Raw genomic sequence first — 26,786 nt, 5'->3', positions numbered from 1 at the left:
GTGGGAGGCGGCTGTGGAACTCCACGTTCCGCCGCGGGTGACCCCGGCCGTCCGGGAGTTGAAGATTTCGTGTGCCATCGGGTCCGTGGCGCACACAAGTTGAACCTGTGCGACCGCTGAATCCCGGCGGAGCTTGCATACCGCCGGTAACTTATCTGAATTCCCGTGTCTTTGAACTTAGGTCACCTCAACTTCTTGTTTCCTGTGAGGCCTGTGTGCGAAGGTGAGCCACCCCGCGGGAGGGTCCATGGAACGGTACGGCCGTCAGGCCTGCCGTTATGGATCCTAAAGGTACGCACCAATCAGCACTGCATTCCGTCAGGGCGCCATTTCGCATGCCGTCCTGCGGCCCGGAAGGAAATGGTTCAGTGCAATCCCCCTACCCCCCACGCCCGCCTTACCCGCCTCGCCCCGGTTCGACCCCGGGGGAGTCCGACCGCAATCTCATCGCCCAGCTCACCGGGACCCCCACGGCCAGACATCATGCCGTCGCCCTGCTGCTCGCCCGGCACTGGCGCGCCACCTGCGACTACGCCGTCGTCTGTCTCGCCTCCGCCACGCCCACCGCCCAGCTCGTCGCCAGCGCCGCCTTCGAGCGGGTCCTCGGCAGACTGGCCGGCGGCGCGGTGGGCGGCGCCCTGCGCCCCCAGCTCCTCGTGGCGGTTCGGGAGACGGTCCGGGCCTGGGCCGCCGACGAAGCCATTTCCGTGGTCGCACCGGAACTGCGCAAGACCACCGGCGGGCGCGGACTCAGCGCCTCAAGACGCGGCACCCCCGAAAGACGGCAACTCGCCGAACGCGCTTTCCAGGCTCTTCCGGGAGCCTCGCAATGCCTTCTCTGGCACTGCGAGGCCGAAGCCGAACCCATAAACATACCCGCCGGTCTGCTGGGTGTCGACACCGCAACCGCGACGGCCGCCCTCGACCAGGCCCGTGAACAATTCAGGACCGGATTGGTGCGCGCCCACCGGGAACTCGCGCCCTCGAAGGAATGCCGCTTCTACAACCGCCTCCTCGATGTCCCCATTCGCAGGGGCGGCTCTCTGCTCCCCGATGTGCAACGGCATCTGACCGAGTGCCGGTACTGCCGCCACGCCGCCGAACAGCTCAGCCATTTCGACGGCGGCCTGGAGGTGCTGCTCGCCGAGACCGTGCTCGGCTGGGGCGCCCGCCGCTACCTCGACACGCGGCCCGGCCACGGCGCGGTCGTCGAGGCCTGGCCGGCCGGAGGCCGACCCGCACCTGCGGTGGTGCCCGCCGGACGGCACCGCATCGGGTCCGAGATCGGACGGCGCAAGGCCGTACTGGCCGGTGCCGGCCTGGTCTCCCTCGCGCTGCTCGCCACCGTGCTCGTGGCCAGGAGCTGGTCCGATGACAACGGTGTCCCGCACCCGGGCGTCACCACCTGGGGAGCCTCCAACGGCGGCACCACCCGGCCCGGCCCCGCCGCGAACCCGCCCTCCGCGGCCTCCCCGTCCCCGGCCTCGGTGGGCGAGCCCGTCGAGATCGCCCACGGCAGGCTGCGCAGCCTCGACGCCGGGCTCTGCTTGGACGTGCGCGGGGGCCGGGTGCGGACCGGGGCGGAACTACGGCTCGGTCTCTGCTCGGACAGCGGGTCCCAGCAGTGGTCGTACCAGGACGACGGCCTGCTGCGCAGCGCGCTCGACCCCACTCTCTGCCTCGCCGCCGACCCCGGTGCGCACCGCGTCGTGGTCTCCGGCTGCCTGGTGCACGCGGGGGAGGTGTCGTACGACCTGACGGTGCGCGGCGAACTCCTGCTGCGCTGGGACAAGGACCTCGCGCTGGCCGTGGACGGCACGCGGGTGGTCGTGGCCCGGCGGAGCGGGTCGGTGCGGCAGCGGTGGGACCTGGAGTCGGGGAGCGGCGGTGCGGCGGTGACGCCGGAGGCCACGCACTCCGCACCGCCCGCGCCGGGGAAGGCCGAGCCCAGTGAAATCCCCGCGCCCCCGCCCGTTCCCGAGGAACAGACGGGTGAACCGCGTGAGCCGTACGGCACGCGGGTCGCGCAGGCCGGCTCCCGTGAGCGTCCCGTCGCCGTCACCCCGACCGCGCCGCACGAGCCCGTGGGCCCGCTCACCGAGGCGGTCGGCGATGTCCTGGACTCGGTACCGGCCACCGTGACGGACGTCCTGGGCGCCGTTCCGGACGTCGTGAGCGGGGTGGGCGGCCTGCTCGGCTAGCGCCCGCACCGGGCCCCGCCTCGCCTTCTTGCCCGGCCGGCCCCGGGGGCGGTGCGAACTGGCCCTCGGGGCACGGTTGTTGTGCCGACCGGGCCTCGGCATGATGGATGCGGTAAGCCGCGTGCCGTGAGTCGCCGTGGATCGCCGCCGGCAGACACCTCGCCGTGACAGGGCACAGCGGGGCTCCCTGCCGCGATACAGCGTTGGTCTTCCGGTTGCGCCGCTGCCCGCGTCGCGCGGAGACGTTCGACAGGACCAGGACGGAAGCATGCCGGGAGAGATGTCGCCCACCGGGAAGCCCGCCGGCCCCGGCTCGCCGCCCGAGCTGCGGGCCTCCCACGCCGACCGGGACCGGGTGGTGGATGTGCTGCGGATCGCGGCAGGGGACGGTCTGCTGACCGCGGACGAGCTGGACGAGCGCCTGGAAGCCGCCCTGTCGGCGCGGACCCTGAGCGAACTGGCCGGGCTCACCACTGACTTACCGCCCATATCGGCCGGTGCCGACGCGGTCGGGGTGGAAGTCAAGGACGTGGTGCGGATCGAACAGGTCCACAGTGGCGCGATCGAGCGCGTGGGGCGCTGGGTGGTACCGCGAAGGCTGGAACTCGCGGTGACGTACTGCAAGGTGACGCTCGACTTCACAGACGCGGTCATCACGCACGACACCCTGCGGATCGACGTGGCGATGACGGGGAAGGCGCTGACGCTGATCACGCGGCCGGGCGTCGTGGTGGACACCGACGGTCTGCTACTGGTGCACACCAAGGCCAAGTACCGTCAGGAACCGACGAGTTCCGGATCGCCACCCACGCTGCGTGTGGAACTGGTCGGTGCGAAGGCCCACGGCCGCGTGGTGGTACGGCCCGCACGTCGGACGCTCGCACAGTGGCTGCTGCGCAGGCCCGCGTCCCGTGCCGCCGCCCCGCCGCACAGCCAGGACCGTCATTCCTGAGGAAGCGAGGCCAGCCAGCGCTCGTCGCGGAACTCGGCAGGGACCTCGTCCTCCCACGGATCGATCCCGCGGCGCCCCAGTTCGTCGAACCACCTGTCCCGTTGCGACTCGGGGAGGCTCCGCCCGCACCAGGGGCAGAACTCGATGGTGATGCTCGACGTGCCGCCGTCATGGATGATCAGGCCGTACTCCTGGAACTCGGCGCTGAACGTGATCAACGCGTCCGGGCACGCGAAGGGGCCGTCGTGCCGGTCGCAGGGCACGTTGACGCGGCTGTTCATCGCCTCGCAGCAGTGGGTGGTCATGACCTCGGCTCTTCGTCGATCGGTGTTCTGAACAGAAGTAGATCAAACGCGCCCTACGCGTCGCGAGAAACTTCATGTGCCGTCGGCCCGAGCACCCCGCTCTCGTGCGGAGGGACCGCTGCATGCAGTGGCTCTCCGTTTTCGGTTCTTGTCGGCTTCGGGCCGTCTTTTTGTTCAGATCGTTGACACGAGTCACCACCGGATCTACGTTTCCGGAGCGCCGGTGGTGCGGCTGACTTGTCGTCAAGGTCCTGTGGCGGTCGTTGCGTTCACGGGCCGAACGCGGTCCGGCGGCCCCGGCGCCTTCGCGGTCCACATCGTCGTGCCCGCACACCGAAGGAGTGACGGCTCATGTCCGAAACCGTCTCCCGACGATCCGCCCTGCGACTGACGGCCGGCGCCGTCGCGGTCGCCGCCGCGGCCACCGGCGGACTCGTCCCGCTCACGTCCGCCGCGGCGGCGGACAGACCCGAGGCCGGGGCCGGCCCGCGCGTCGAGGGGCTGCTCGCCAGACTCACCCTCGACGAGAAGATCTCTCTGCTGCACGGGGCCGACGACCCCGGCTCGCTCGGCCAGGCCGGCTACGTGCCCGGCGTCCCCCGGCTGGACATCCCGCCCCTCAGACTCGCCGACGGCCCGGCCGGTGTCCGCATCACCGAGCACGCCACCGCGCTGCCCGCCCCCGTCCTGCTCGCCTCCGCCTTCGACCCCGAACTGGCCCGCCGCTACGGCCAGGTGATCGGCCGCGAGGGTCGCGCCCTCGGCCAGGACGTGCTGCTCTCCCCGATGGTCAACCTCATCCGCACCCCCTACGCGGGCCGCAACTTCGAGACGTTCAGCGAGGACCCGCTGCTCGCCTCCGATCTGGTCGCCGCCGAGATCGGCGGAATCCAGGGCGAGGGCCTGATCGCGACCGTCAAGCACTTCGCCCTCAACAACCAGGAGCAGGACCGCAGTTCGATCGACGTGCACGCCGGTGAACAGACCATGTACGAGCTCGAACTGCGTGGCTTCGAGGCGGCGGTGGGCGCCGGCACCGGCGCGGTCATGGGCTCCTACAACAAGGTCAACTCCACCTTCGCCTGCGAGAACCGGACCCTGCTCACCGACATCCTCCGCGACCGGTGGGGCTTCGGCGGCTGGGTGATGACCGACTGGTTCGCCGCCCACAGCACCGCCGCCGCGATCACCGCCGGCCTCGACATGGAGATGCCCGACGGCACCTACTTCGGTACGGCCCTCAAGTCGGCGGTGCAGAGCGGCAGCGTGCCCGAGAAGTGCATCGACCGGGCGGTACGGCGGATCCTCGCGGTCATGGACCGCTTCGGCCTCCTGGACGGCAGCGCCCCGCCCCGCCCCGGCCGCGATGCCCGGGCGGGCGCGGCCGTGGCCCTGGAGGTCGCCAAGGCCGGCGCGACCCTGCTGCGCAACGAGCACCGCACCCTGCCGCTGGACGGCGGCAGCGTCGCGGTGATCGGACCGACCGGCTCACTGCCCTTCGTCAGCGGCGGCGGCAGCGCCCATGTCGTCCCCGACCACGCCGACAGCCCTCTCGACGTGATCAGGGCCCGGACCCGCTCCACGGTCACCTACGCCCTCGGCGCGGACCTGTTCGGCAAGGCCCTGCCGGCCGGCGCCCTCAGCCCCGGCTTCACGAGCGAGGGACAGCAGGTGGGCGCCGGAAGGACCTGGGCGTACGACGGCACGCTCACCGTCGCCGAGGACGACGAGTGGACCTTCGTGCTCCACTTCTCCTCCGCGGCCACCGCCCGCCCCAAGGTCCTGCTCGACGGCGAGGAACTCTTCCCGCTCGCCGCCGGATACGGCGAGTACTTCTCCGGCGGCCTGGTCGCCGTCGCCCCCGACGGCCTCGGTGTCCGCCGCAGGACGCTCCAACTCGCCCGGGGCGCCCACGCGTTGAAGGTCATGGCGGACGGCGGAGACTCGGGTCTGCTGTTCCGGCTGCGGCGCAGCACCGGCGCGACCCGCGCCCTGGACGTTGCCGAAGCGGTGGCCGCCGCCCGGGCCGCCCGGCACGCCGTGCTCTTCGCCTACGAGGACGCCACCGAGGGCCTCGACCGCACGACCGTCGCCCTGCCCGGCCACCAGGAAGAGCTGATCCGCGCGGTGACTGCGGCCAACCCGCGCACCACCGTCGTCCTCAACACCTCCTCGTGCACCTCGATGCCGTGGCTGGCGGAGACCGGAGCCGTGCTCCAGATGTACTACCCCGGCCAGGAGGGCGCGGCCGCCACCACCGCCGTCCTCTTCGGCGACAGCGACCCCGGCGGCCGCCTCACCCAGTCCTTCCCGGCCGACGACGACCACCACCCGGTCGCCGGCGACCCGCGCCGCTACCCCGGCGTCGACGGTGTGGAGGAGTACTCCGAGGGCATCCACGCCGGCTACCGCTGGTACGACGCGGAGGGCGTGCGGCCCCTCTTCCCCTTCGGGCACGGGCTGTCGTACACCTCCTTCGCGTACTCCGACCCCCGGGCCCGCTGGGCGCACGACGGGCTGGAGGTGACGTTCACCGTGCACAACACCGGGCGCCGCGCCGGGACCGACGTGCCGCAGGTGTACGTCGGCCCCTCCCCGGACCTCCGACTCGACCAGGCGGTACGGGTGTTGGGCGGCTACCGGCGACTGGCGCTGCGGGCCGGGGAGCGGCGGCGGGTCACCGTTCGGGTGGCCGCGCGCACCCTGTCGTCCTGGGACGCGCGGCACCATCGCTGGACACTCGGCACCGGACGGCGGACCGTCTGGATCGGTGCCTCGTCGGGCGACCTGAGGCTGCGCACCGGCGCCCGGGTGGGCGACGGCCACCGCTGAATTCCTGTCAATGAGCGGCCGGGGAGCCAGGGTTCTCCGGCCCTTTACTTCAAGGGTTTACAAGAATTTTCCCCACCGTGTGTTTCATTTGAAGTAGTGCGGTTGACGGCAGGGTTTTGTCAGGATTGGGTGAGGGTTGGCGCGGAGGCGTTCGCCGTGGGTTTCCGGTGTGCCACGATCGAGCCAGCGGACCGAAGTCATCCCGAATTTACAGAGCTCGGCGCAGCCACACGCCGCGTTGCGCCGCGATGAGTGCCCGGTGAATGGCCAGGGTGCTTTGACGGGCTTGTGGCGGTGTGCCGCCAGTGATCCCGGCGCCGTGCGACGGCCGCCCCGAAGTGGATTGCTCGGATTTTCGGCTCTTGCGGTGAATTACTCCCGCTGGCCGAATCAATGCTACCGGACGCGATAGGCATGCTCCGTTATTGACCCGCGAGTAACGAACTCGCTAGTTTCCGGTGGCCTCACCACGAGCTTTTCGCCGCACACATCCCCCACCGTGCTGTCCTCCCGATTATTCGGAGCGTCATGACGTCCCCTGTGCGTGCCGTCGACCTGATCATGTGCATCACCCCTTTCGGAGAACCCGATGCCAGGCTCGCCACAGCGGTCTGTGCCGCCGGCGGACTCGGCGTCCTCGACCTGGGCCGCGGCGACCGAAGAACCCGGGAGGCGCTGGCCCGGCTGAGACGGGCGGCACCGGGACCGTACGGCGTGCGGATCGCCGCCGGCTGCGCCCTCACCCCGGACGATCTCATCCCGGACGGTCTCGGTCCGGACGGTCTCGGCCCGGCCCCCGACACCGTGGTCCGGGCCGCGGACGCACCCTGGACCGTCGCCGAACTCGCCCCGCACACCCGGGTGCTGGCCGAGGTGACCGACCTCGCCGGGGCGCGTGCGGCGGTCGCGGCCGGCGCGCACGGGCTGATCGCCCGGGGCGCCGAGAGCGGCGGCCGGGTCGGCGAGCTCAGCACCTTCGTCCTCCTCCAACAGCTGCTCGCCGCAACCGAGTTGGCGGTACCGGTCTGGGCCGCCGGCGGCATCGGACCGCACACCGCGGCGGCCGCGGTGGCCGGTGGTGCGGCCGGGGTGGTCCTGGACAGCCAACTGGCCCTGCTCGCCGAGTCCCGGCTGCCCGAGGCGACGGCGGCCGCACTGCGCTCCCTGGACGGCTCCGAGACCGCCGTCGTGGCCGGATACCGGGTCCTGCACCGCCGCGGCCCGGACGCCGTGCGCCCGCCCGCCGACGACCCGGCCGCGGTCGCCGCGGTGCTCGGCGCCGAGGACCTGCGCACCCAACTGCTCCCGGTGGGCCAGGACGGCTTCCTCGCCGCACGGTTCGCCGAACGATGGGGGGATGTACGGCGGACCGTACGGGAACTGACGGCGGCCATCCGGGGGAGCGATGCCGCCACCGCGCCGCGGCCGACCGACTCGGCTGCCGGGGCCGCGCCCGACGCGCTGCCGACCGCCGGCACGGCCGTCGACGCGCTGCGGCCCGCCACCTCCGCCATGAGCCGTGCCCTCGGCACCCGGCTGCCCGTCGCCCAGGGCCCGATGACCCGGGTGAGCGACCGGGCCGCCTTCGCCGCGGCCGTCGCCGACGACGGGGCGCTGCCCTTCCTGGCGCTGGCCCTCGCCGACGGCGCCCGCACCCGGGAGATGCTGACCGAGGCCAAGGCCGCGCTCGACGGACGCCCCTGGGGTGTCGGCGTGCTGGGCTTCGCGCCCGAGGAACTCAGGAACGCCCAGCTCGAAGCGGTACGCGAGCTGCGGCCCAGCCACGCGATCGTCGCGGGCGGCCGCCCCGCCCAGGCGGAGGCGCTGGAGCAGGCCGGGATCAGCACCTTCCTGCACGTGCCCTCACCGGGGCTGCTGCGGCAGTTCCTGGACGCCGGGGCCCGCAAGTTCGTGTTCGAGGGCTCCGAGTGCGGCGGCCACGTCGGACCGCGCGCGAGCTTCCCGCTCTGGGAGGCCCAGCTCGCCGTACTGGAGGACTTCCCGGACGCGGCGAACGTGGAGGTGTTCTTCGCGGGCGGCATCCACGACGAACGCTCGGCGGCGATGGTCGCCACGCTCGCCGCGCCGCTCACCGCCCGGGGTGCGGCCGTCGGCCTGCTCATGGGTACCGCCTACCTCTTCACGGAGGAGGCCGTGGACCGGGGCGCGATCCAGCCCCTGTTCCAGCGCCAGGTCATGGCGGCCGCCTCGACCGCCCTGCTGGAGACCGCACCCGGTCACGCCACCCGCTGCGTCCCCAGTCCATTCACCTTCAACTACCGGGAACGCGAAGCGGAGTTGCGGGACAGCGGGGTGCCCGACCGGCGGGTGTGGGAGGAGCTGGAACGGCTCAACGTCGGCCGGCTGCGCATCGCCAGCAAGGGCGTCGACCGGACGGGCGACGGCGAGTTGACTGCCGTGGACGAGCAACGGCAGTTCTCCGACGGGATGTTCATGGCCGGAGAGGTCGCCGTCCTGCGCTCGGCGACCACCACCGTGGCCGCGCTGCACCGCGCCGTGACCGACGGGGCCGCCGACTTCCTGGCGCGGCGGACGGCGGGGGCCCGGCCGGCACAGCCTCCCGTCCCCGCCCCGCTCGACATCGCGATCGTCGGCATGGCCTGCATGTTCCCGCAGGCCCCCGACCTCGCCGCCTTCTGGGCCAACGTGGTCGCCGGACACGACGCGGTCACCGAGGTACCGGTGGAGCGCTGGGATCCCGCCGTGCACCACGCCGACGGCAGCACGACGTCCAAGTGGGGCGGCTTCCTGCCGCAGATCCCCTTCGACCCGCTGGGCTACGGCATCCCGCCCGCCTCCCTCGGCCACATCGAGCCCGTCCAGCTGCTCGCCCTGGAGGCGGCCCGCCGTGCCCTGGACAACGCCGGATACGGCGAGCGGGGGCGGGAGTTCGACCGCTCACGCACCTCCGTCGTCTTCGGCGCCGAGGCCGGCAGCGACCTCTCCAACGCGGCCACCCTGCGCGCCGTCCTGCCCTCCTACTACGGCAAGGTGCCCGACGGCCTCGAAGACCAGCTGCCCCGGCTCACCGAGGACTCCTTCCCGGGCATGCTCGCCAACGTCATCTCCGGCCGCATCGCCAACCGCCTCGACCTGGGCGGCGCCAACTACACCGTCGACGCCGCCTGCGCCTCCTCGCTGGCCGCCGTCGACGTCGCCTGCAAGGAACTCACCGCCGGCACCAGCGACGTCGTGCTGTGCGGCGGCGCCGACCTGCACAACGGCATCAACGACTACGTCCTGTTCTCCTCGGTCCATGCGCTGTCCCCGACCGGCCGCTCCCGCGCCTTCGACGGCTCGGCCGACGGCATCGCGCTCGGCGAGGGCGTGGCCTGCGTCGTCCTCAAACGGCTGGCGGACGCCGAGCGCGACGGCGACCGGATCTACGGCGTGATCAAGGGCCTGGGCTCGTCCAGCGACGGCCGTTCCCTGGGCCTGACCGCCCCACGCCCCGAGGGCCAGCGGGCCGCGCTGCTGCGGGCGTACCGCAGCGCCGGGATCTCCCCGGCTCGGGTCGGCCTGGTCGAGGCGCACGGCACCGGGACCGTCGTCGGCGACCGCACCGAACTCGGCATCCTCAGCGAGGTGTTCGCGGAAGCGGGCGCGGAGAACGGCAGTTGCGCGCTCGGGTCGGTCAAGTCCCAGATCGGGCACACCAAGTGCGCCGCCGGTCTCGCCGGGCTGATCAAGACCACCCTCGCCCTGCACACCGGCGTCAAGCCGCCCACCCTGCACCTCGACCACCCCAACCCGGCCTGGCAGGAGGGCGGCAGCCCGTTCGCCTTCCACACCGAGGCCCGGCCCTGGGCCACCCCGCCCGCCGAACGGGTCGCCGGGGTCAGCGCGTTCGGCTTCGGCGGCACCAACTTCCACGTGGTGCTGGCCGCCTACGACAGCGCGGTACCGCCGGAGCAGGGGCTGGACGCCTGGCCCGCCGAGCTCTTCGTGTTCCGGGGGCGGGACGAGCAGGCCGCCCGCCGGGGCGTCGAGGAGATCCTGCGGGCCGCCGGGACCGGCTCCTGGCGGCTGCGCGACCTGGCGCTCGCCGCCGCCCGCCGCGCGGACGCCTCGCACGAGCCGGTGCGGGCCGCGGTGGTCGCGACCGATGTGGCCGGGCTGACCGGGCAACTGGGCCGCGTCCTCGCGGGGGAGCACGACCCGGCCGCCGGCATCCACCTGGCCGCCCCGCAGCCGGACACCGATGCCGGCACCGGCACCGATGCCGACGCCGAGACCGACGCCAAGGTCGCCTTCCTCTTCCCCGGCCAGGGCAGCCAGCGCCCCGGCATGCTCGCCGACATCCTCATCGCCTTCCCCGAGCTCCAGCACTACCTCCAGCTCGGCCGTGCCCACGCCGACGCCCTCTACCCGCCCGCCGCGTTCGACGACGACACCCGCGAGCGCCGCCGGGCCGCCCTCACCGACACCCGGGCCGCCCAGCCCGCCCTCGGCATCACCGGCCTCGCCGCCCACGCCTTCCTGACGGCGGCCGGCGTCCGCCCCGACATGGCCGCCGGACACAGCTACGGCGAACTCGTCGCCCTCAGCGCGGCCGGTGCCCTCACTCCCGAGACCCTCCTGGAACTGAGCGCCCGGCGCGCGGCCGCGATCCTGGCCGCCGCGGGCGACGAACCCGGCACCATGGCGGCCGTGTCCGCCGGAGCGGACGACGTCGAACGTGCGCTGCGCACGGCCGGGGCCCCGCCCTCCGTGGTCGTGGCCAACCACAACTCGCCCCGGCAGACGGTCGTCTCCGGCCCGACCGACGAAGTGACCGAAGCCGTACGGCTGTTGCGCGAGGCCGGCCTCGGCGCCAAGCGGATCCCGGTGGCCTGCGCCTTCCACAGCCCGGTCGTGGCCGGGGCGGGCGACCGGTTCGCCGAAGTCCTCGCGGCAACGGCCGTACGACCGCCCGAGTTCCCGGTGTGGTCCAACCGCACCGCGGCCCCCTACCGGCCCGACGCCGACGCCGTACGCGCCGAACTCGCCGCCCAGATCGGCTCGCCCGTCGCCTTCGCCGCCCAGATCGAGGCGATGTACGAGGCCGGGGCCCGCGTCTTCGTGGAGGCCGGGCCCGGGACCGTCCTCACCCGGCTCGTCGGGCAGATCCTCGGCGACCGCCCGCACACCACCGTGGCCTGCGAGCCGCGCGCCGGCAGCGGACTGCCCGGCTGGCTCGACGCGCTCGCGCAGCTGGCCGTGGCCGGGGCGCCGGTACGCACCGCTTGGCTGCTGCGCGGCCGCGACGCCGTGGACGCGGTCCGGACCCCGGCGCCGAAGCGGCCGGGCTGGACGGTCGACGGACAGCTCGTGCGCACTGCCGCCGGAGACCTCCTGCCCGGTGCCCTCGCACCGGCCCGACGAGTCGTGGAGACGACGACTGTGACGACGAACCAGCAGCCGCACGGCGCACCGGTCGACCGGGACGCGCTGATCTCCGAGTTCCTGCGCACCAGCCGGGAGATGGTCGCCGCCCAGCGCGACGTCCTGCTCACCTACTTCGGGGCGACCCAGGTGCAGGTGCCAGGGGCGCCGGTGCTCCAGCAGCTGCCGACCGCCGAAGTGGTCGTGGCGCAGCCGCAGTCGGCGGAGCCCGCACTCGCGCTCGCACCCGCGCCCGCACCGGCGGTCGAGCCCGAGGCGGCGGCCGACGTCGAGCGGGTCGTCCTGGAGATCATCAGCGAACGCACCGGCTATCCCGTCGACATGATCGAGCCCGACCTCGATCTGGAGGCGGACCTGAGCATCGACTCGATCAAGCGGGCCGAGATCGCGGGGGAGTTGGCGAAGCGACTCGGCATCGCGGGCGGTGCGCAGACCCTGGACGACACCGAACTGGAGGACCTGGCCAAGGCGCGAACGGCGGCGGCCGTCACCGGATGGCTGAGGGCGCGGGTCGGCTCCGGTGAGCAGGAGACGGCCACGGCTCCGACGGGACCGGTCCCGGCCACCACCGACCCGACGGCCGCCGCGCCCGAACCGGTGGCCGCGAGCGCCGCCGTGTCGGAGCCGGCGCCCGGCGCGGGCGTACCGGCGCCCCAGCCCGCCGCGGCCGGCGAGGTCCCCCCGGGCGAGGCGCCGAAGCGGTTCGAGATGCGGCCCGTGGCCCTGCCGCAGCCGTCCGCCGTGGCCGACCCGGCCGCCGTGCTGGCGGGCAGGCGCTTCCTCGTCCTCGGGGACGGCGCACAGGTGGCGGCACGGCTCGCCGGGTACGGCGCCGAGGCCGTCACCGTCGACGCGGACCACCTGCTCGGGGAGCCGGACGGCGTCGTGGACGGCGTGCTGTACCTGGGCGCGCTGCCCGGCAGCGACGCACCCGTGCTGCCCGACGCCTTCCCGGTCCTGCGCGCGGCCCTGGCCAGGAGCCCACGCTGGCTGCTGGCCGCCCGCCCCGCCGACGGCGCGGACGCGGCACGCTCGGCCGGGCTGCACGGGCTGTTCCGTACCGTGGCCCGGGAGTACCCGGACACCGTCGCCCGGGTCGTGACCCTCGGGGACACCGCACCCGAGGCGGTCGCCGACGCACTGCTCGCCGAGCTGCTCGCACCGGAACCGGCCCCGGTCGTGCTGCGCACGGCCGCCGGCCGGCAGGGCCTCGAACTGGTCGAGGTACCGCCCGGCGCGCTCGCCGGAACCGGGGCCGGACCGGCCGGGGAGGGGGCCGCCGAGGCCGCCGCCCTCGGCCTCGACCGGGACTCGGTGGTGCTGCTGGTCGGCGGGGCCCGGGGCATCACCGCGAAGTTCGCGGCCACCCTCGCCGCCGCCTGCCGCTGCCGGATCGAACTGCTCGGCCGGACGCCCGCGGCGAACGGTCCCGAGGCCTCGGACACCGCCGCCGCCCGCACCCCCGCCGAACTCCGCGCCGCCCTCGCCGCCCGGGGCGGCCTGAAGCCCGCCGAGATCAACCGCGAGGCCGAACTGATCCTGGCCCAGCGGGAGATCACCGCCACCCTGGACGAACTCGCCGCACTCGGCAGCGAGGCGCGCTACCGCGCCGTCGACTTCCGCGACCGCGACGCCGCACTCCAGGCCGTCAAGGAGATTCACGCCGACCACGGCCGCCTGGACGGGGTCGTGTTCGCGGCCGGGGTGATCGAGGACCGGCTGATCGCCGAGAAGACACCGGAGTCCTTCCAACGGGTGTACGGGACGAAGACGGCCGGCGCGGCCACCCTGCTCGCCGCCCTTGAGGAACTGCCCAACGGGCCCGGTTTCGCGGTGCTGTTCGGCAGCATCTCGGCCGTCCTCGGCAACCGCGGCCAGGCCGACTACGCCGCCGCCAACGATGCCCTGGAGAGCCTCGGCGCCGGCTGGGCGGACCGTACCGGCAACCGGGCGCTGACCGTGCACTGGGGGCCGTGGGCACCGACCGGCGGCCACACCGGAATGGTTAGCCCGGAGCTCGGGCGCGAGTACGCCCGGCGCGGGGTCACGCTGATCGACCCCGACGAGGGCACCGCCGCCCTGCTGCGCGAGCTCGCCTGGGGCGAGGAGTCCGTGCGGGCCGTCGTCTACACCGCCTCGGGCTGGTGACATGACCGACGACCGTCAGACACCGGTCGCGATCGTGGGCATGGCGGTGCTGCTGCCCGGCGCCGCAGGCCTCGACGCGTACTGGAAGAACCTCCGCGACGGCGTGGACGCGATCGGCGAGGTGCCCGAAGGACGCTGGGACGCGGACTACTACCGGCCGGACTCGGCCACCGGGCCCGCCGTCCCCGACCAGGTGTACTGCCGGCGCGGCGGCTTCGTGGACGGGCTGGCCGACGTGGAGGTCACCCAGTACGGGATCATGCCGAACTCAGTGTCCGGCACCGAACCCGACCAGCTGATCGCCCTCGACGTGGCCGCCGCCGCGATAGCCGACGCGGGCGGCGAGGACCGGCTGCCCGACCGGCACCGGATCGGCGTGGTCCTCGGCCGGGGCGGCTACCTCACGCCCGGCCTGGTCCGGCTCGACCAGCGGGTCCGGACGGCGGGGCAACTCGTGCGCACCCTCGGCGAGTTGGTGCCCGACCTCAGCCCCGGCCAACTGGCCCGGGTACGCGAGGCGTTCACCGAGCGGCTCGGCCCCGCCAGCCCGGAGCACGCGATCGGACTGGTGCCCAACCTCGCCGCCTCCAGGATCGCCAACCGCCTCGACCTGCGCGGCCCCGCCTACACCGTGGACGCGGCCTGCGCCTCCTCCCTGGTCGCCGTCGACCAGGCCGTCACCGAACTCTCCGCCGGGCGCTGCGACCTGATGCTCGCCGGGGGAGTGCACCACTGCCACGACATCACCCTGTGGAGCGTCTTCTCCCAGCTGCGCGCGCTCTCCCCGAGCCAGCGCATCCGCCCCTTCCACCGCGACGCCGACGGCATCCTCATCGGCGAGGGCACCGGAGTCGTCGTCCTCAAACGCCTCGCCGACGCCGAACGCGACGGCGACCGCGTCTACGCCGTGATCCGCGGCACCGGCGTGGCCAGCGACGGCCGCACCGCCGGACTCGTCAACCCCGATCCCGGCGGCCAGACCCACGCCGTACGCCAGGCCTGGCGGGCCGCCGGCCTCGACCCCGCCGCACCGCACTCGGTCGGCCTCCTGGAGGCGCACGGCACCGCCACCCCGGCCGGTGACGCGGCCGAACTGACCACGCTGGCCGAGGTGTTCGGACCCAGCGGGCTCAGCGACGAGCGGGCCGTGCTGGGTTCGGTGAAGTCGATGATCGGCCACACCATGCCGGCCGCCGGAGTCGCCGGGCTGGTCAAGGCCGCCCTCGCGCTGCACCACGCCACCCTGCTGCCCACCCTGCACTGCGACGACCCGCACCCGGCGCTCGCCGCCACCCGCTTCCGCACCCTGGACCGGGCCGCGCCCTGGGAGACCGCTCCCGGACAGCCGGTCCGCAGAGCCGGCGTGAACGCCTTCGGGTTCGGCGGGATCAACGCCCACGTGGTGCTGGAGGAGGCCCCCGGCAACCGCGCGGCCGCCGTCAGGCGCAGCACCGGGGGCGCCGAACCCCGCCGGACGGAAGTCGCCGAAACCCACATCACCGAAGTCACCGAACCCGAGCGCATCCTCCTGCTCGCCGCCGACACCCCCGAACAGCTGGCCGCCGCCCTCGCCGCCGACGACTCTGCCGTCCTCGCCGCCGGTCTCGCCCCCGAGGGGACCCACCCGCAGGCGGGCCCGGTCCGCCTGGGCATCGTCGACCCCACCGCCAAACGGCTCGCCCTCGCCCGGCGCGCGGTCGGCAGGGGCCGCGCCTGGCAGGGCCGCAACGACGTGTGGTTCCGGCCCGCCGCACTGCTGCGCACCGGCCGGCTGGCCTTCGTCTTCCCGGGTCTGGAAGGCGAGTTCACTCCCCGCGTCGACGACATCGCCGCCCATTTCGGCCTCCCCACCGTCACCGGCCCGGCCACGGACGCCGTGCGGGTCGGGGACGTAGGCCGTCATGGGTTCGGTGTCGTCGGCGTGGGGCGGCTGCTCGACTCGGCGCTGCGCCGGATGGGCGTGGTGCCGGACGCGGTCGCCGGGCACAGCGTCGGCGAGTGGACGGCGATGACGGCCGCCGGGCTCTACTCGGGGGACCAGGTAGACGCGTTCATGGCGGAGTTCGACCCCGACGCGGTCACCGTCCCGGGCCTCGCCTTCGCCGCGGTCGGCGCCCCCGCCGACCGGGTCCTCGCCGCGCTCCACGAGGACTGGACGGACGCCGGGATCGTCCTCTCCCACGACAACGCGCCGAACCAGTCGATGGTCTGCGGCCCGGACCGGGCGGTGGCGGACTTCGTCCGTGCCTTCCGGTCCGAGGGCGTGCTGTGCCAGGTGCTGCCGTTCCGGTCCGGGTTCCACACCCCGATGCTGGAGCCGTACCTGACCCCCATCAGGGAGGCCGCCGAGCGCTTCCGGCTGCACCGGCCGACGGTCCCGGTCTGGTCGGGCACCACCGCGGCCCCCTTCCCGGCGGCCGAGGCTGAGGTACGCGAGCTGTTCGTCCGGCACCTGCTGGAGCCGGTCCGGTTCCGGCAACTGGTCGAAGGCCTGTACGCCGCAGGGCACCGGGTCTTCGTCCAGACCGGGCCCGGCCAGCTGGCCTCCCTGATCGGCGACACCCTCGGCGACCGCGACCACCTCGCCGTCGCCGCCAACTCCCCGCACCGCTCCGGCCTGGCCCAACTCCGGCGCGTGGCCACCGCGTTGTGGACGGCCGGCGCCTCCGTCGCACCGGCGCTGCCGAGGACGAGCGGCACGGCCGTGCCCCCACGGCAGCTGCCGCCGGTCCGGCTCGACCTGGGCGGCGCACTGGTATCCCTGGACGGCCCGGAACTGCACGAACTCCGCGCGGCGCTGGGCAGCCGGCGGACGTCCACCGGACCGTCCCCGCTGGACGACCTCGCCGCCCGCATCCCGGCCGCCGCCGAACTCGACGCACTGCTCCGGGAGACCGCCGACACGGCAGCGGCCGTCCTCACCGCGATCCGCACCCCGTCCGGCAGCACCACGGCCCCCGCCGCCGCCCGTGCCCTGCCCCGTATCCCGGCGCCCACCGCACCTCGGCCCGCAGCACCGCAGCCCACCGCACCGCGTCCCACGCAGGGCGTCCCCGGCGCCACGACACCGCCCGCCACCTCCACCTCCCGCACCACCACCCTCCAGGTGTCCCCCGAGGCGATGCCCCACCTCCTCGACCACTGCTTCTTCCCGCAACGCCCCGACTGGCCCGACACCGAGGACCGTTGGCCGGTGGTCCCGGCCACCACGATCGTCCAGCACATGATGGACGCGGCCGAGGACGCCACCGGACTGCGGGCGGTCGCCGTGCACGGAGCCCGCTTCGACCGCTGGCTCACCGCCACACCCCCCGTCGACGTCCCGGTCACCGTCACCCCCGAGGGGCCCGGCCGCGTCTCGGTCACCTTCGGCCCCACCGCCCGCGCGGTGATCGAACTCGCCCCCCACCACTCCGCACCCCCCTCCGCCCCCGTGCGGCCCCCGGCCCCCGAACGCACCCCCGACCACACCGCGGCCGAGCTGTACTCCGAGCGCTGGATGTTCCACGGCCCGGCGTTCCAGGGCGTCACCGAGCTCACGGCGATCGGCGACCGGCACGTCCGCGGCGTGATCACCACGCCCACCGCCCCGGGTGCCCTCCTCGACAACGTCGGCCAGATCCTCGGCTACTGGATCATGGCCACCCGCACCGAGCGGACCGTCGTCTTCCCGGTGCAGATGCGGGAGATGCGCTTCCACGGCCCGCACCCCGCCCCCGGCACCGAGGTCGGCTGCCTGGTGCGGATCACCTCGCTCACCGACACCGTGCTGGAGGCGGACGTGGAGCTGACCGTCGGCGGCCGGGTCTGGGCCCGGATCGACGGCTGGCAGGACCGCCGCTTCGACAACGACCCGCAGACCCGGCCCGTCGAACGCTTCCCGGAGCGCAACACCCTCTCCGAGGCCCGGCCCGGCGGCTGGACCCTGCTCCACGAACGCTGGCCGGACCTGGCCTCCCGGGAGCTGATCATGCGCAACTCCCTGGGCGGAGCGGAGCGTTCGGAGTACGCGGCGCGGCCACCGCGCGGCCGCCGGCAGTGGCTGCTGGGCCGGATCGCCGCCAAGGACGCGGTACGGCAGTGGCTCTGGCAGCACGGCGAGGGGCCCGTCTTCCCGGCCGAACTCCGGGTCCGGAACGACGCGTTGGGCCGCCCGTACGTGGTCGGCGTGCACGGCCGCACGCTGCCCGCGCTGGACGTCTCCCTCGCCCACCGGGCGGAGGCGGCGGTGGCGATCGTACGCCCGCACACGCCCGGACCCGGGCCGGGCATCGACCTCGAAGAGGTCGCCGAACGCGACCCGGCCGCCATCCAGGCCGCGCTCGGCGCGGACGAACTCCGGCTGCTGTACGCCCTTTCCGCCGACTCCGCCGACGGCTCCCGGGCCCTGTGGTTCACCCGGTTCTGGGCGGCCAAGGAGGCCGTCGCCAAGGCGGAGGGCACCGGATTCGACGGCCGGCCAAGGGACTTCACCGTCCTGGACGCGGCCCCGGACGGCAGCCGGCTGCTGGTCTCGGGCCGGCTGGAACGCGCCTACCCGGTGCACTGCGCGCCGGTCCGCAATCCCCCCGCACTGCCGGACCGCGACTACGTCGTGGCCTGGACGACCGGACCGGCAGCAGCAGACCCCGAGGAGGACCCGCGATGAATCCCACCGAGCCCGAAGTCCGCGCCGACGAGGAGGCGGTGCTCGCCGACCTCGCGCGGATGCTCCGCACCCTCCTGGAGGAGTACGGCGACGACGACGCCGAGATCGGCATGAGCACCACCTTCAACCGCGACCTGGAGCTGGAGAGCATCGACCTGGTCACCCTGGCCGGGCTCCTGGAGGAGCGGTACGGGAAGCGGGTCAACTTCGCGGAGTTCCTGGCCGGGATGGAGTTCGACGAGATCATCGAGCTGACCGTCGGCCGGCTCGTCGAGTACGTCGTGTGGAGCCTGAAGGCCACGGAGGCGGGCTGAGCCATGGCGATCATCGACACCGGAGACGTCCGGCTGCACGTGCAGAGAATGGGCCCGGGGGAGGGCCGGATCCCGGTCGCCACCGTGGTCCTCGTCCACGGGCTGCTCACCGACAGCCTGGCCAGCTACTACTTCACCGTGGCCCCCGCCTTCGCGGCCTCCGGCCTCGACGTGGTCATGTACGACCTGCGCGGTCACGGGCGCAGCGCCCGCCCGGCCGGCGGCTACACCCTCGACGACAACATCGACGACCTGGAGGCCCTGCTCGACCGGCTGTCGGTCACCGGCCCGGTCCACCTCGTCGGCAACTCCTACGGCGGCACCATCGCCTTCGGCTACGCGGCCCGCCACCCGGAGCGCACGGCCAGCCTGACCCTCATCGAGTCCGAACCCGCGACCGCCGCCTGGGCCGCGAAGATCGGCGGCATCCTGCACCGGGTCGTCACCGAACTCGCCCACAACGAGTCGGACGCGATCGCCTGGATCACCGCCAACCGCAGCCACAACACCGCCCGCCTGGCCAAGGGCGCGGCCCGCCTCGCCCGCGAGACCAGCCTCGGCCGGGACATCCCGGCCAGCCGGGTCCTGACCGAGGACCAGATCAGCGCCGTACGCTGCCCGGTCCTCGGGGTGTACGGCGGTGACTCCGACCTGGTCGGGGTGGTCCCGCTGAAGGAGGCCCTGCTGGTGGACTACCGGTCGGTGGTGCTGCCAGGGCACGAGCACTCCGTGCTGGTCGAGGCGGCCGGCACGGTCGGCGGACACATCCTGGAGCTGATCCACTCGGTCGGCGGGGCGCGGGCGGCCGGGGTCCGGTGAGCGGATTCCTGTTCGTCGTACCGCCCCTGGTCGGGCACATCAACCCGGCCGTCGGCGTCGCGGCCGAACTCGCCGCGCGCGGGCACCGGGTGGCCTGGGTCTGTGCGGACGCCGGGCTGCTGCGCCGGCTGGCGGGGCCGCAGGCACGGGTGTTCCCGTGCGCGGGGACGGCCGAGGGGGAGCGGCCCGCCGAGCTGCGCGGCGCGGAGGCGCTGAGGTTCCTCTGGGAGTGGTTCCTGGTGCCCCTGGCGGACGCCATGGCGCCCGGTGTACGGGCGGCCGTCGACGACTTCCGCCCCGATGTGGTGGTCGCCGACCAACAGGCCTTCGCCGGGGCCCTGGTGGCCGAGCGGCTGGGCCTGCCCTGGGCGACCTCCGCGACCACCTCGGCCGAGTTCGGCGGCGCCTACGACGGCATCCCCAAGGTCGCCGAGTGGCTCCGGGACCGGCTCACGGAACTGCGGGACCGCATCGGCGACCCGGCGGGCACCGCCGACCCGCGTTTCTCGCCGTATCTCACCCTCGCCTTCACCACCCCCGAACTGGCGGGCCCCACCGACCGGCCGGCGGTCCATTACGTGGGCCCGTCGATCTCCGAGCGGCCGGTCGCCGACGGCTTCCCCTGGGAGTGGCTGGACCCGGGCCGGGAGCGGGTCCTCGTCTCCCTCGGCACCGCCAACGCGGACGCGGGCGGGCGGTTCCTCGCCGAGTGCGTGGCCGCCGTACGCGAACGGGCCCACCGCGTGCAGGCGTTGGTGGCCGACCCCGGCGGCACCCTGCCCCCGGCGCCCGACGACAAGGACCTCCTGATCCTGCCGTCCCTGCCCCAACTCCCGCTCCTGGAAAGGGTCGACGCGGTCGTCTGCCACGCCGGACACAACACGGTGTGCGAGTCCCTGTGGCACGGCGTCCCGCTGGTCGTCGCCCCCATCCGCGACGACCAGCCGGTGATCGCCGGGCAGGTCGTCGACGCCGGCGCGGGCGTCCGGGTCAGGTTCGGCCGGGTCACCGCCGCGCGGCTGGGCGAGGCCCTCGACACCGTCCTGTACGAGCCCGGCCCGCGCACGGCGGCGGCCCGGATCCGCACCGCGTTCCGCGCGGCCGGCGGTGCGCCGGCCGCCGCAACCCACCTGGAACGCCTCGCAGCCGACCCGCACGCAAGGAGAGCCGATGAGCAAGCAGACTGAGATCGAGGCGCTGCGCTCCGCCTACCAGAAGGACCTCGCCGAGGGCACCGACCGCTTCTTCGAACCCCCGCGCACCACCTGCCCCTGGTGCGGCTCCGGCCGGCTGACCACCCGGCTGCGCACCACCGACCTGCTCCAGCACAAGCCCGGCGCCTTCGTCCTCGACCGCTGCGAGGACTGCGGACACACCTTCCAGAACCCGCGCCTGAACGAGACGGGCCTGGAGTTCTACTACCGAGACTTCTACGACGGCCTCGGCGAGCAGAAGATGAGCGGCACCTTCGGCGGCCGCACCAAGATGTACCAGGGCCGCGCCCAGGCCATGGTCCCGCACGACCCGACCCCCAAGAACTGGCTCGACGTCGGCACCGGCCACGGCCACTTCTGCGAGGCCGCCCGCGAGGTGCTGCCCGGCACCGCCTTCGACGGCCTCGACTTCACCGACGGCGTCGAACTCGCCGCCCGCGAGGGCCGCGTGGAGCGCGCCTACCGCGGCGCCTTCCCCGACCTGGCCCCCGACCTCACCGCCCGCTACGACGTCGTCAGCATGTTCCACTACCTGGAACACAGCACCGACCCCGACCGCGAACTGCGCGCCGCCCACGAGACGGTACGACCCGGCGGCCACCTCCTCATCGAGGTCCCCGACCCCGAGAGCCGCTACGCCCGACTGCTGGGCCGCTGGTGGCTGCCCTGGCTCCAGCCGCAGCACCTGCACTTCATCCCGGTCGCCAACCTGCGCGCGCGCCTCACCGACCTGGGCTTCACGGTCGTCGCCGAACAGCACGCCGAGGCCCACGACCCCGTCGACCTGCTGGCCGCCGTCTGGCTCGCCCTGGACCACACCGCCCCGCGCGAGGACGCCCCCTGGCTGCCGACACCGCCCGGCACCCTCCAGAAGACGCTCCGCGCCGCCCTGCTCATCGCGGGCATCCCGGCGCTGATCGCCGGCACCCTCCTGGACCGCTTCGCCGTACGACCGCTCTCGCACCGCCTCCGCCTCTCCAACGCCTACCGCATAGTCGCCCGACGCGACTGACGCCTCGCCTCACAGCACCTTCGCGCGGATCATCGCCGACAGCACCAGGGCGCCCGGCAGCAGCGGAATCCAGTCGGTCAGGACGCGGTAGCCGATCACGGTCGCGGTGGCCACCGCGACCGGGGAGCCGAACGCGACCAGGGTGATCACCAGCGCCGCGTCCACCGCGACCCCGCCGGGTACCGGTACGGCACCCCCCGCCGTGCCGGCCGCCAGGTACGCGAAGATCACGGTGCCCCACGACAGCCCGAGCCCCAGCGCCTCCCCGGTGCAGGCCAGCACACAAGCCTGCACCAGCGGCATCGCGGTGGCCCCGCCCCACAGGGCCAGCACCCGGGAGGGGCGGGCGTGCACCGTCCGGGCGTCGGTGAGCGCGGAGCGCACCAGCCCGGTGACCGGCCGCCGCAGCGGTCGTACGACGGCCGTCGCCACGCCCAGCAGGGTGAGCACCGCGGCCACCGGGATCAGCACCACGCCGTCCGGGACCAGCTCGCCCAGCCGCCGCCAGGCGGACGAGGAGAGCAGGAACACGATCAGCACGACCGTCTTCGCGCCCGACTTCGCCACCGAGTACAGCGCGATCGAGGAGGTGGCCCGCTCCAGGGGGACGCCGCGGGTGCGCAGGAAGCGGACGGTGACGGCGTGCGCGCCCAGTCCGGCGGGCAGTGCGTGGTTGGCGGCACCGGCGGCGAACTGCGAGGCCAGCAGCAGGCCCGGCGGCAGCCGGTCGGGTACGGCGCCCTGCCGCATGCAGGAGGCCACCACCCAGGTCAGGCAGGTGAAACCGCCTGCGGCCAGCAGCCACGCCGGTTCGGCGCGGGCGAGCCGGGTGACGCCCTCGTACAGCAGCGACTGGTTGGTCAGCCCCCAGACCGCGGCGATGAGCAGCGGGGACAGGCACAGGGCGAGCCGGAGCGGTCGGCCCGCCATCGAGGGCGTCGACAGCGGACGCACGGGAGCGTCGGAGCGGAGCGAGGACAGAGAGGACACGGGGACGTTGTCCTTCCACGGCGGGCCGGCGGTGGGGAGCCGCCGGTGAGCGGAGACGCCGGGAGCCTTCCCCGCCCGTATGACACCCGGATGTCCGATAACCGAAGGCGGGAGGGCGGGCCGGTGCCACGGGCGCGGTGGTACCCGGCCGACCCGGTAGCCTTCCTGGGGAAGGAGCACACGACAGGGGAGGATCCGGCCGTGCACGTCCAGGAATGGCTCGACTCGGTACCGGCGGTCGCCGTCTACGCCGTGGTGGCGCTGGTCATCGGGGTGGAGAGCCTGGGCATCCCGCTGCCGGGCGAGATCGTTCTGGTCTCCGCCGCGCTGCTCTCCTCCCAGCACTCGGGCGTCAACCCGTTCGTCCTCGGCGCCTGCGCGACCGCGGGCGCGGTCATCGGCGACTCCATCGGCTACGCGATCGGCCGCAAGGGCGGCCGTCCGCTGCTGGCCTGGCTGGGCAAGAAGTTCCCGAGCCACTTCAGCGAGGGCCACGTCGCCACCGCCGAGCGCTCCTTCGAGAAGTGGGGCATGTGGGCGGTCTTCGTCGGCCGCTTCATCGCCCTCCTGCGCATCTTCGCCGGCCCGCTGGCCGGCGTCCTCCAGATGCCGTACTGGAAGTTCCTGATCGCCAACCTCCTAGGCGGCATCTGCTGGGCGGGCGGCACGACGGCGGTCGTCTACTACGTCGGCATCGTCGCGGAGGACTGGCTGAAGAGGTTCTCGTACGTGGGCCTGGCAGCGGCGGTCCTCTTCGGCCTGGCATCGATGCTGATCGTCCGCCGCAAGGCAAAGAAGGTCCAGGCAACGCAGAAGGAAGCGGAACCTGTAGGCGCCGGCGAGTAAATGTCTTTAGGGGCGCGGGGCTGTATCAATTTGCGGCTCCGCCGCGTGGGCGCGACCAGCCCCCACCACGCCGCACCCGCTATGAGTCCTCCTCATGCACCCCGCGATGCGCCTTGGCCAACTCCGCATACAAGGTCCCGTTGAGGGTCACCCCCTCCCGCTCCTCCTGGCTGAGCTCGCGCCGCACCTTGGCCGGCACCCCCGCCACCAGCGACCCCGGCGGCACCACCATCCCCTGCGGCACCAACGCCTGCGCGGCCACCAGCGACCCCGCCCCGATCACGGCCCCGTTCAGCACGGTCGCCCCCATCCCGATCAGGCAGTCGTCCTCCACGGTCGCCCCGTGCACCACCGCGTTGTGCCCGATGGACACCCGCTCCCCGACGGTCACGGGGAACCCCGGATCCGCGTGCAATGTCACATTGTCCTGGACGTTCGCCTGCGCCCCCACGGTGATCTTCTCCACGTCCCCCCGCACCACCGCGCCGTACCAGACACTGGCCCCGGCCTTCAGCGTCACGTCCCCGATCACCGAGGCCGTCGGCGCCACGAACACGTCGGCCTCGACCTTCGGCTCACGCCCCCCGATCCCCACGATCAGCGCCTGCTGTGCCATCACCGTCTCCCGTCCTAATCGATGTCTCCGGCAACCTAGCCCACCCCCTGGGGCGAAGATCACAGCAGCCCGCCCTCTTTAAGTCGGCGCCCGCTGAGTAGCGTGACTGCGTGCCGAAGCCCAAGAACACGTTCTCGTCCTGGCGCCGCCGCCTCGCCCAACGCGCAGTGCACGCGGCCTGGGCGTGGGCGCAGCGCACGGGATCCGTCACGGCCGACCACCCCGGCCGCTTCCGCTTCGGCGCGCTCGGCGAAGCCACCCGCCTCGCCTTCCCGCTCGGCACGGTCTTCGGCGAACCGTGGATCCACCTCGGCTCGCACTGCATCGTCGGCGAACAGGTCACCCTCACCGCGGGCCTGATGCCCGACCTCGACCTCGGCCCCGACCCGATCCTGCGCATCGGCGACGGCGTCGTCCTCGGCCGAGGCAGCCACGTCATCGCGGACACCACGGTCACCATCGGCAGCGACTGCTACTTCGGCCCGTACGTCTACGTCACCTCCACCAACCACTCCTACGACGACCCGCACGAGCCCATCGGCAGGCAGTGGCCCCGCATGGAGCCCGTGGAGATCGGCCCGGGCTGCTGGATCGGCACCGGCGCGGTGATCCTGCCGGGTGCGCGGATCGGCCGGAACGTGGTGGTGGCCGCCGGCGCGGTGGTCCGGGGCACAGTGCCCGACCACGCCGTGGTGGCCGGCGCGCCCGCCCGGGTCGTACGCCGCTGGACGCCCGAGACCGGCTGGCAGCCGCCGCTGCGCACGCCCCCGCCGGTGCCGATCCCGGCCGGCACCACGCCGGAGCAGCTGCGCGCGCTGGCGGAGCTGGACGAGGAGGACGTGGCGCGGCTCGCCGAACTGGAGACCGAGAGCTGAGCGGGTCCCGGCCGGGCCGCCGGCCGCCGGTTCAGCCGGTGGCCAGCAGCAGTGTCCCCACCAGCGCCAGCCCGGCGCCCGCCGCCTGGATCGCGCGCAGCCGTTCGCTGAGGAAGCCGCGGGCCGCGAGCGCGGTGACCACCGGGTAGAGCGAGGCGAGCACCGCGGCGACGGTGACCGGGCCGTGCTGGGCGGCGACCGAGTACGTGCCGTTGGCCGCGACGTCGGCGAGACCGACGAAGCTCAGCGCCGGGAGCGCGGACCAGGCGAAGCCGCCTTCCGGCAGCGCGGGCGCGCCCTGCCGCACGGACAGCCACAGGGCGCCGCCGCCGGTCGCGACACTCGTCAGCCGCTGCACGAAGAGGGCCAGGAACAGTCCGGTGACCGTGGTGGACGCCTCCGTGATCAGCGCGAAGACGGTGCCGAAGCCGGCCGCCGCGACCAGGGTGAGCAGGATCGTCCGGCGCTGGACGGGCGCGCCGCGCAGTTGCGGGCCGCCGGCCAGGACGACTCCGGTGACGGCGACCGCGATGCCCGCGACCTGGAGCAGCCCCGGACGCTCACCGAGGAACAGCCCGACCCCGACCGGGACGGCGACGCTCAGCGTGGCCAGTGGGGAGACCACCCCCATCGGGCCGAGGGCCAGGGCCTTGTAGAAGGAGAACAGCGCGACCGGCCCGACCAGACCCGCCGCGACCGCGAACCACAGCCGCGGCCCGGCCTCGCTCCAGCCGCCGGTGGCGACCACGATCACGCCCAGGACCAGCGCAGCCAGGCCCTGCGACACGACGACCACCGTGAGCGCCGGGGCGCGTCGCGTGAGCAGCCCGCCGCCGAAGTCGGCCAGCCCCCACAGGAGACTGGTGGTCAGGGCGAAGAATGCTGTCACGGCCCGCCTCGCAGTACAGTTCGGTGAACGATCAGGTACACCCCACCGTAGTTCACCATGATGAATCACGTCATCCAAAATATTGGACCACCATGCTCTCCACAAGGCTCTCCACGATGGACGGAACGTGTCGGACCTCGACCTGCTGACCCAGTCCCTGGCCCGCAACGTCAAGCACTGGCGGGCGGTGCGCGGCTTCACCCTGGACGTGCTCGCGGCCCGGGCCGGGGTCAGCCGCGGCATGCTGATCCAGATCGAGCAGGCCCGCACCAACCCGAGCATCGGCACGGTCGTCAAGATCGGTGACGCGCTCGGCATCAGCATCACCACCCTCCTCGACTACGAGCAGGGCCCGAAGGTCCAGATCATCCCCGAGGACAAGGCCGTACGGCTGTGGCACACCGAGGCCGGCAGCTACAACCGGCTCCTGGCCGGCACCGAGGCGCCCGGCCCGCTGGAGATGTGGGACTGGCATCTGATGCCGGGCGAGAGCAGCCCGTCGGAACCCCACCCGACCGGCACGGTGGAGATCGTCCATGTCACCGCCGGTGAACTCACCCTCACCGTCGACGGGACCGAGTACCGCGTGCCGACGGGCGCCAGCGCCTCCTTCGAGGCCAACACCGCCCATGTGTACGGCAACACCGGGGACGTGCCGATGGTGATGGTGATGACGGTCTCCGTGCCACCCGTGCCCTGAGCCTTGCGGACCGGGCTGT

16 protein-coding genes are annotated in these 26,786 nt (G+C 73.6%); 12 read left to right on the top strand and 4 right to left on the bottom strand.

Translation table 11 applies throughout. From position 1 onward, the window contains the following. Positions 1–368 precede the first annotated feature (368 nt). Entirely contained in the window at positions 369–2,201 is a 1,833-nt protein-coding gene (locus KVT45_RS28005; RefSeq protein ID WP_308310880.1) for a ricin-type beta-trefoil lectin domain protein, read from the top strand. A gap of 268 nt (positions 2,202–2,469) precedes the next feature. After that, entirely contained in the window at positions 2,470–3,153 is a 684-nt protein-coding gene (locus KVT45_RS28000; RefSeq protein ID WP_217551867.1) for a DUF1707 domain-containing protein, read from the top strand. On the opposite strand, the gene KVT45_RS27995 is transcribed toward KVT45_RS28000, so the two are convergent. Beyond that, the gene (locus tag KVT45_RS27995; protein WP_217551866.1) at positions 3,144–3,458 is read right to left on the bottom strand and encodes a hypothetical protein; all 315 of its coding nucleotides are present in this window, start codon (positions 3,456–3,458) and stop codon (positions 3,144–3,146) included. The two genes, KVT45_RS28000 and KVT45_RS27995, sit on opposite strands and share 10 nt — an antisense overlap. 351 nt (positions 3,459–3,809) lie before the next feature. Between KVT45_RS27995 and KVT45_RS27990 the strand changes: the two genes are divergently transcribed. The 7 genes from KVT45_RS27990 to KVT45_RS27960 all read left to right on the top strand — a co-directional run bounded on the left by KVT45_RS27990 (position 3,810) and on the right by KVT45_RS27960 (position 21,851). Then, positions 3,810–6,290 (top strand): beta-glucosidase, encoded by a 2,481-nt coding sequence (locus KVT45_RS27990; protein ID WP_217551865.1) that lies wholly within the window; start codon positions 3,810–3,812, stop codon positions 6,288–6,290. A 528-nt stretch (positions 6,291–6,818) separates the two neighbouring features. After that, positions 6,819–13,844 (top strand): type I polyketide synthase, encoded by a 7,026-nt coding sequence (locus tag KVT45_RS27985; protein ID WP_217551864.1) that lies wholly within the window; start codon positions 6,819–6,821, stop codon positions 13,842–13,844. A 1-nt stretch (position 13,845) separates the two neighbouring features. Then, positions 13,846–18,492: a type I polyketide synthase gene (locus KVT45_RS27980; protein ID WP_217551863.1), complete on the top strand. Its 4,647-nt coding sequence runs from the start codon at positions 13,846–13,848 to the stop codon at positions 18,490–18,492. Beyond that, positions 18,489–18,806, top strand: coding sequence for an acyl carrier protein (locus tag KVT45_RS27975; RefSeq protein WP_181809046.1), 318 nt, complete (start codon positions 18,489–18,491; stop codon positions 18,804–18,806). Before KVT45_RS27980 ends, KVT45_RS27975 begins: the two co-directional genes overlap by 4 nt. Positions 18,807–18,809: 3 nt before the next feature. Then, positions 18,810–19,625, top strand: a complete 816-nt coding sequence (locus KVT45_RS27970; protein WP_217551862.1) for an alpha/beta fold hydrolase — start codon at positions 18,810–18,812, stop codon at positions 19,623–19,625. Continuing rightward, a complete protein-coding gene (locus KVT45_RS27965; RefSeq protein ID WP_217551861.1) occupies positions 19,622–20,812 on the top strand; it encodes a glycosyltransferase in 1,191 nt (396 codons plus the stop codon). The genes KVT45_RS27970 and KVT45_RS27965 overlap by 4 nt, the downstream gene beginning before the upstream one ends. After that, positions 20,796–21,851 carry a class I SAM-dependent methyltransferase gene (locus KVT45_RS27960; RefSeq protein WP_217551860.1) on the top strand — a complete coding sequence of 352 codons (1,056 nt, stop codon included), beginning with the start codon at positions 20,796–20,798 and terminating at the stop codon, positions 21,849–21,851. The genes KVT45_RS27965 and KVT45_RS27960 overlap by 17 nt, the downstream gene beginning before the upstream one ends. Positions 21,852–21,860: 9 nt before the next feature. Here KVT45_RS27960 and KVT45_RS27955 read toward each other — a convergent pair whose 3' ends face one another. Further along, positions 21,861–22,841 (bottom strand): lysylphosphatidylglycerol synthase transmembrane domain-containing protein, encoded by a 981-nt coding sequence (locus KVT45_RS27955; RefSeq protein ID WP_308310879.1) that lies wholly within the window; start codon positions 22,839–22,841, stop codon positions 21,861–21,863. Positions 22,842–23,042: 201 nt separating this feature from the next. On the opposite strand from KVT45_RS27955, the gene KVT45_RS27950 reads away from it, so the two are divergent. Then, positions 23,043–23,687: a DedA family protein gene (locus KVT45_RS27950; protein ID WP_217551859.1), complete on the top strand. Its 645-nt coding sequence runs from the start codon at positions 23,043–23,045 to the stop codon at positions 23,685–23,687. A gap of 79 nt (positions 23,688–23,766) precedes the next feature. On the opposite strand, the gene KVT45_RS27945 is transcribed toward KVT45_RS27950, so the two are convergent. Further along, positions 23,767–24,303, bottom strand: coding sequence for a gamma carbonic anhydrase family protein (locus KVT45_RS27945; RefSeq protein ID WP_217551858.1), 537 nt, complete (start codon positions 24,301–24,303; stop codon positions 23,767–23,769). A gap of 110 nt (positions 24,304–24,413) precedes the next feature. Here KVT45_RS27945 and KVT45_RS27940 point away from each other — a divergent pair, with 110 nt between their 5' ends. Further along, a complete protein-coding gene (locus tag KVT45_RS27940; RefSeq protein ID WP_217551857.1) occupies positions 24,414–25,178 on the top strand; it encodes an acyltransferase in 765 nt (254 codons plus the stop codon). Between the two features lie 31 nt (positions 25,179–25,209). Here the strand turns inward: KVT45_RS27940 and KVT45_RS27935 are convergent, their stop codons facing one another. Continuing rightward, a complete protein-coding gene (locus tag KVT45_RS27935; RefSeq protein ID WP_217551856.1) occupies positions 25,210–26,067 on the bottom strand; it encodes a DMT family transporter in 858 nt (285 codons plus the stop codon). 127 nt (positions 26,068–26,194) lie between these two features. Between KVT45_RS27935 and KVT45_RS27930 the strand changes: the two genes are divergently transcribed. Beyond that, positions 26,195–26,767: a helix-turn-helix domain-containing protein gene (locus tag KVT45_RS27930; RefSeq protein WP_217551855.1), complete on the top strand. Its 573-nt coding sequence runs from the start codon at positions 26,195–26,197 to the stop codon at positions 26,765–26,767. Positions 26,768–26,786 lie beyond the last annotated feature (19 nt).

This window comes from Streptomyces sp. GbtcB6 (assembly GCF_019091475.1).
Taxonomy (GTDB): Bacteria; Actinomycetota; Actinomycetes; order Streptomycetales; family Streptomycetaceae; genus Streptomyces; species Streptomyces hyaluromycini.
Note: the sequence above shows the minus strand (reverse complement) of the source record. Positions and strands in the feature narration are given on the sequence as shown.

Coding starts and splice junctions, on each gene's coding strand:
- KVT45_RS28000 (WP_217551867.1), top strand. CDS start 2,470: ATGCCGGGAGAGATGTCGCCCACCGGGAAGCCCGCCGGCCCCGGCTCG.
- KVT45_RS27995 (WP_217551866.1), bottom strand. CDS start 3,458: ATGACCACCCACTGCTGCGAGGCGATGAACAGCCGCGTCAACGTGCCC.
- KVT45_RS27990 (WP_217551865.1), top strand. CDS start 3,810: ATGTCCGAAACCGTCTCCCGACGATCCGCCCTGCGACTGACGGCCGGC.
- KVT45_RS27985 (WP_217551864.1), top strand. CDS start 6,819: ATGACGTCCCCTGTGCGTGCCGTCGACCTGATCATGTGCATCACCCCT.
- KVT45_RS27980 (WP_217551863.1), top strand. CDS start 13,846: ATGACCGACGACCGTCAGACACCGGTCGCGATCGTGGGCATGGCGGTG.
- KVT45_RS27975 (WP_181809046.1), top strand. CDS start 18,489: ATGAATCCCACCGAGCCCGAAGTCCGCGCCGACGAGGAGGCGGTGCTC.
- KVT45_RS27970 (WP_217551862.1), top strand. CDS start 18,810: ATGGCGATCATCGACACCGGAGACGTCCGGCTGCACGTGCAGAGAATG.
- KVT45_RS27960 (WP_217551860.1), top strand. CDS start 20,796: ATGAGCAAGCAGACTGAGATCGAGGCGCTGCGCTCCGCCTACCAGAAG.
- KVT45_RS27945 (WP_217551858.1), bottom strand. CDS start 24,303: ATGGCACAGCAGGCGCTGATCGTGGGGATCGGGGGGCGTGAGCCGAAG.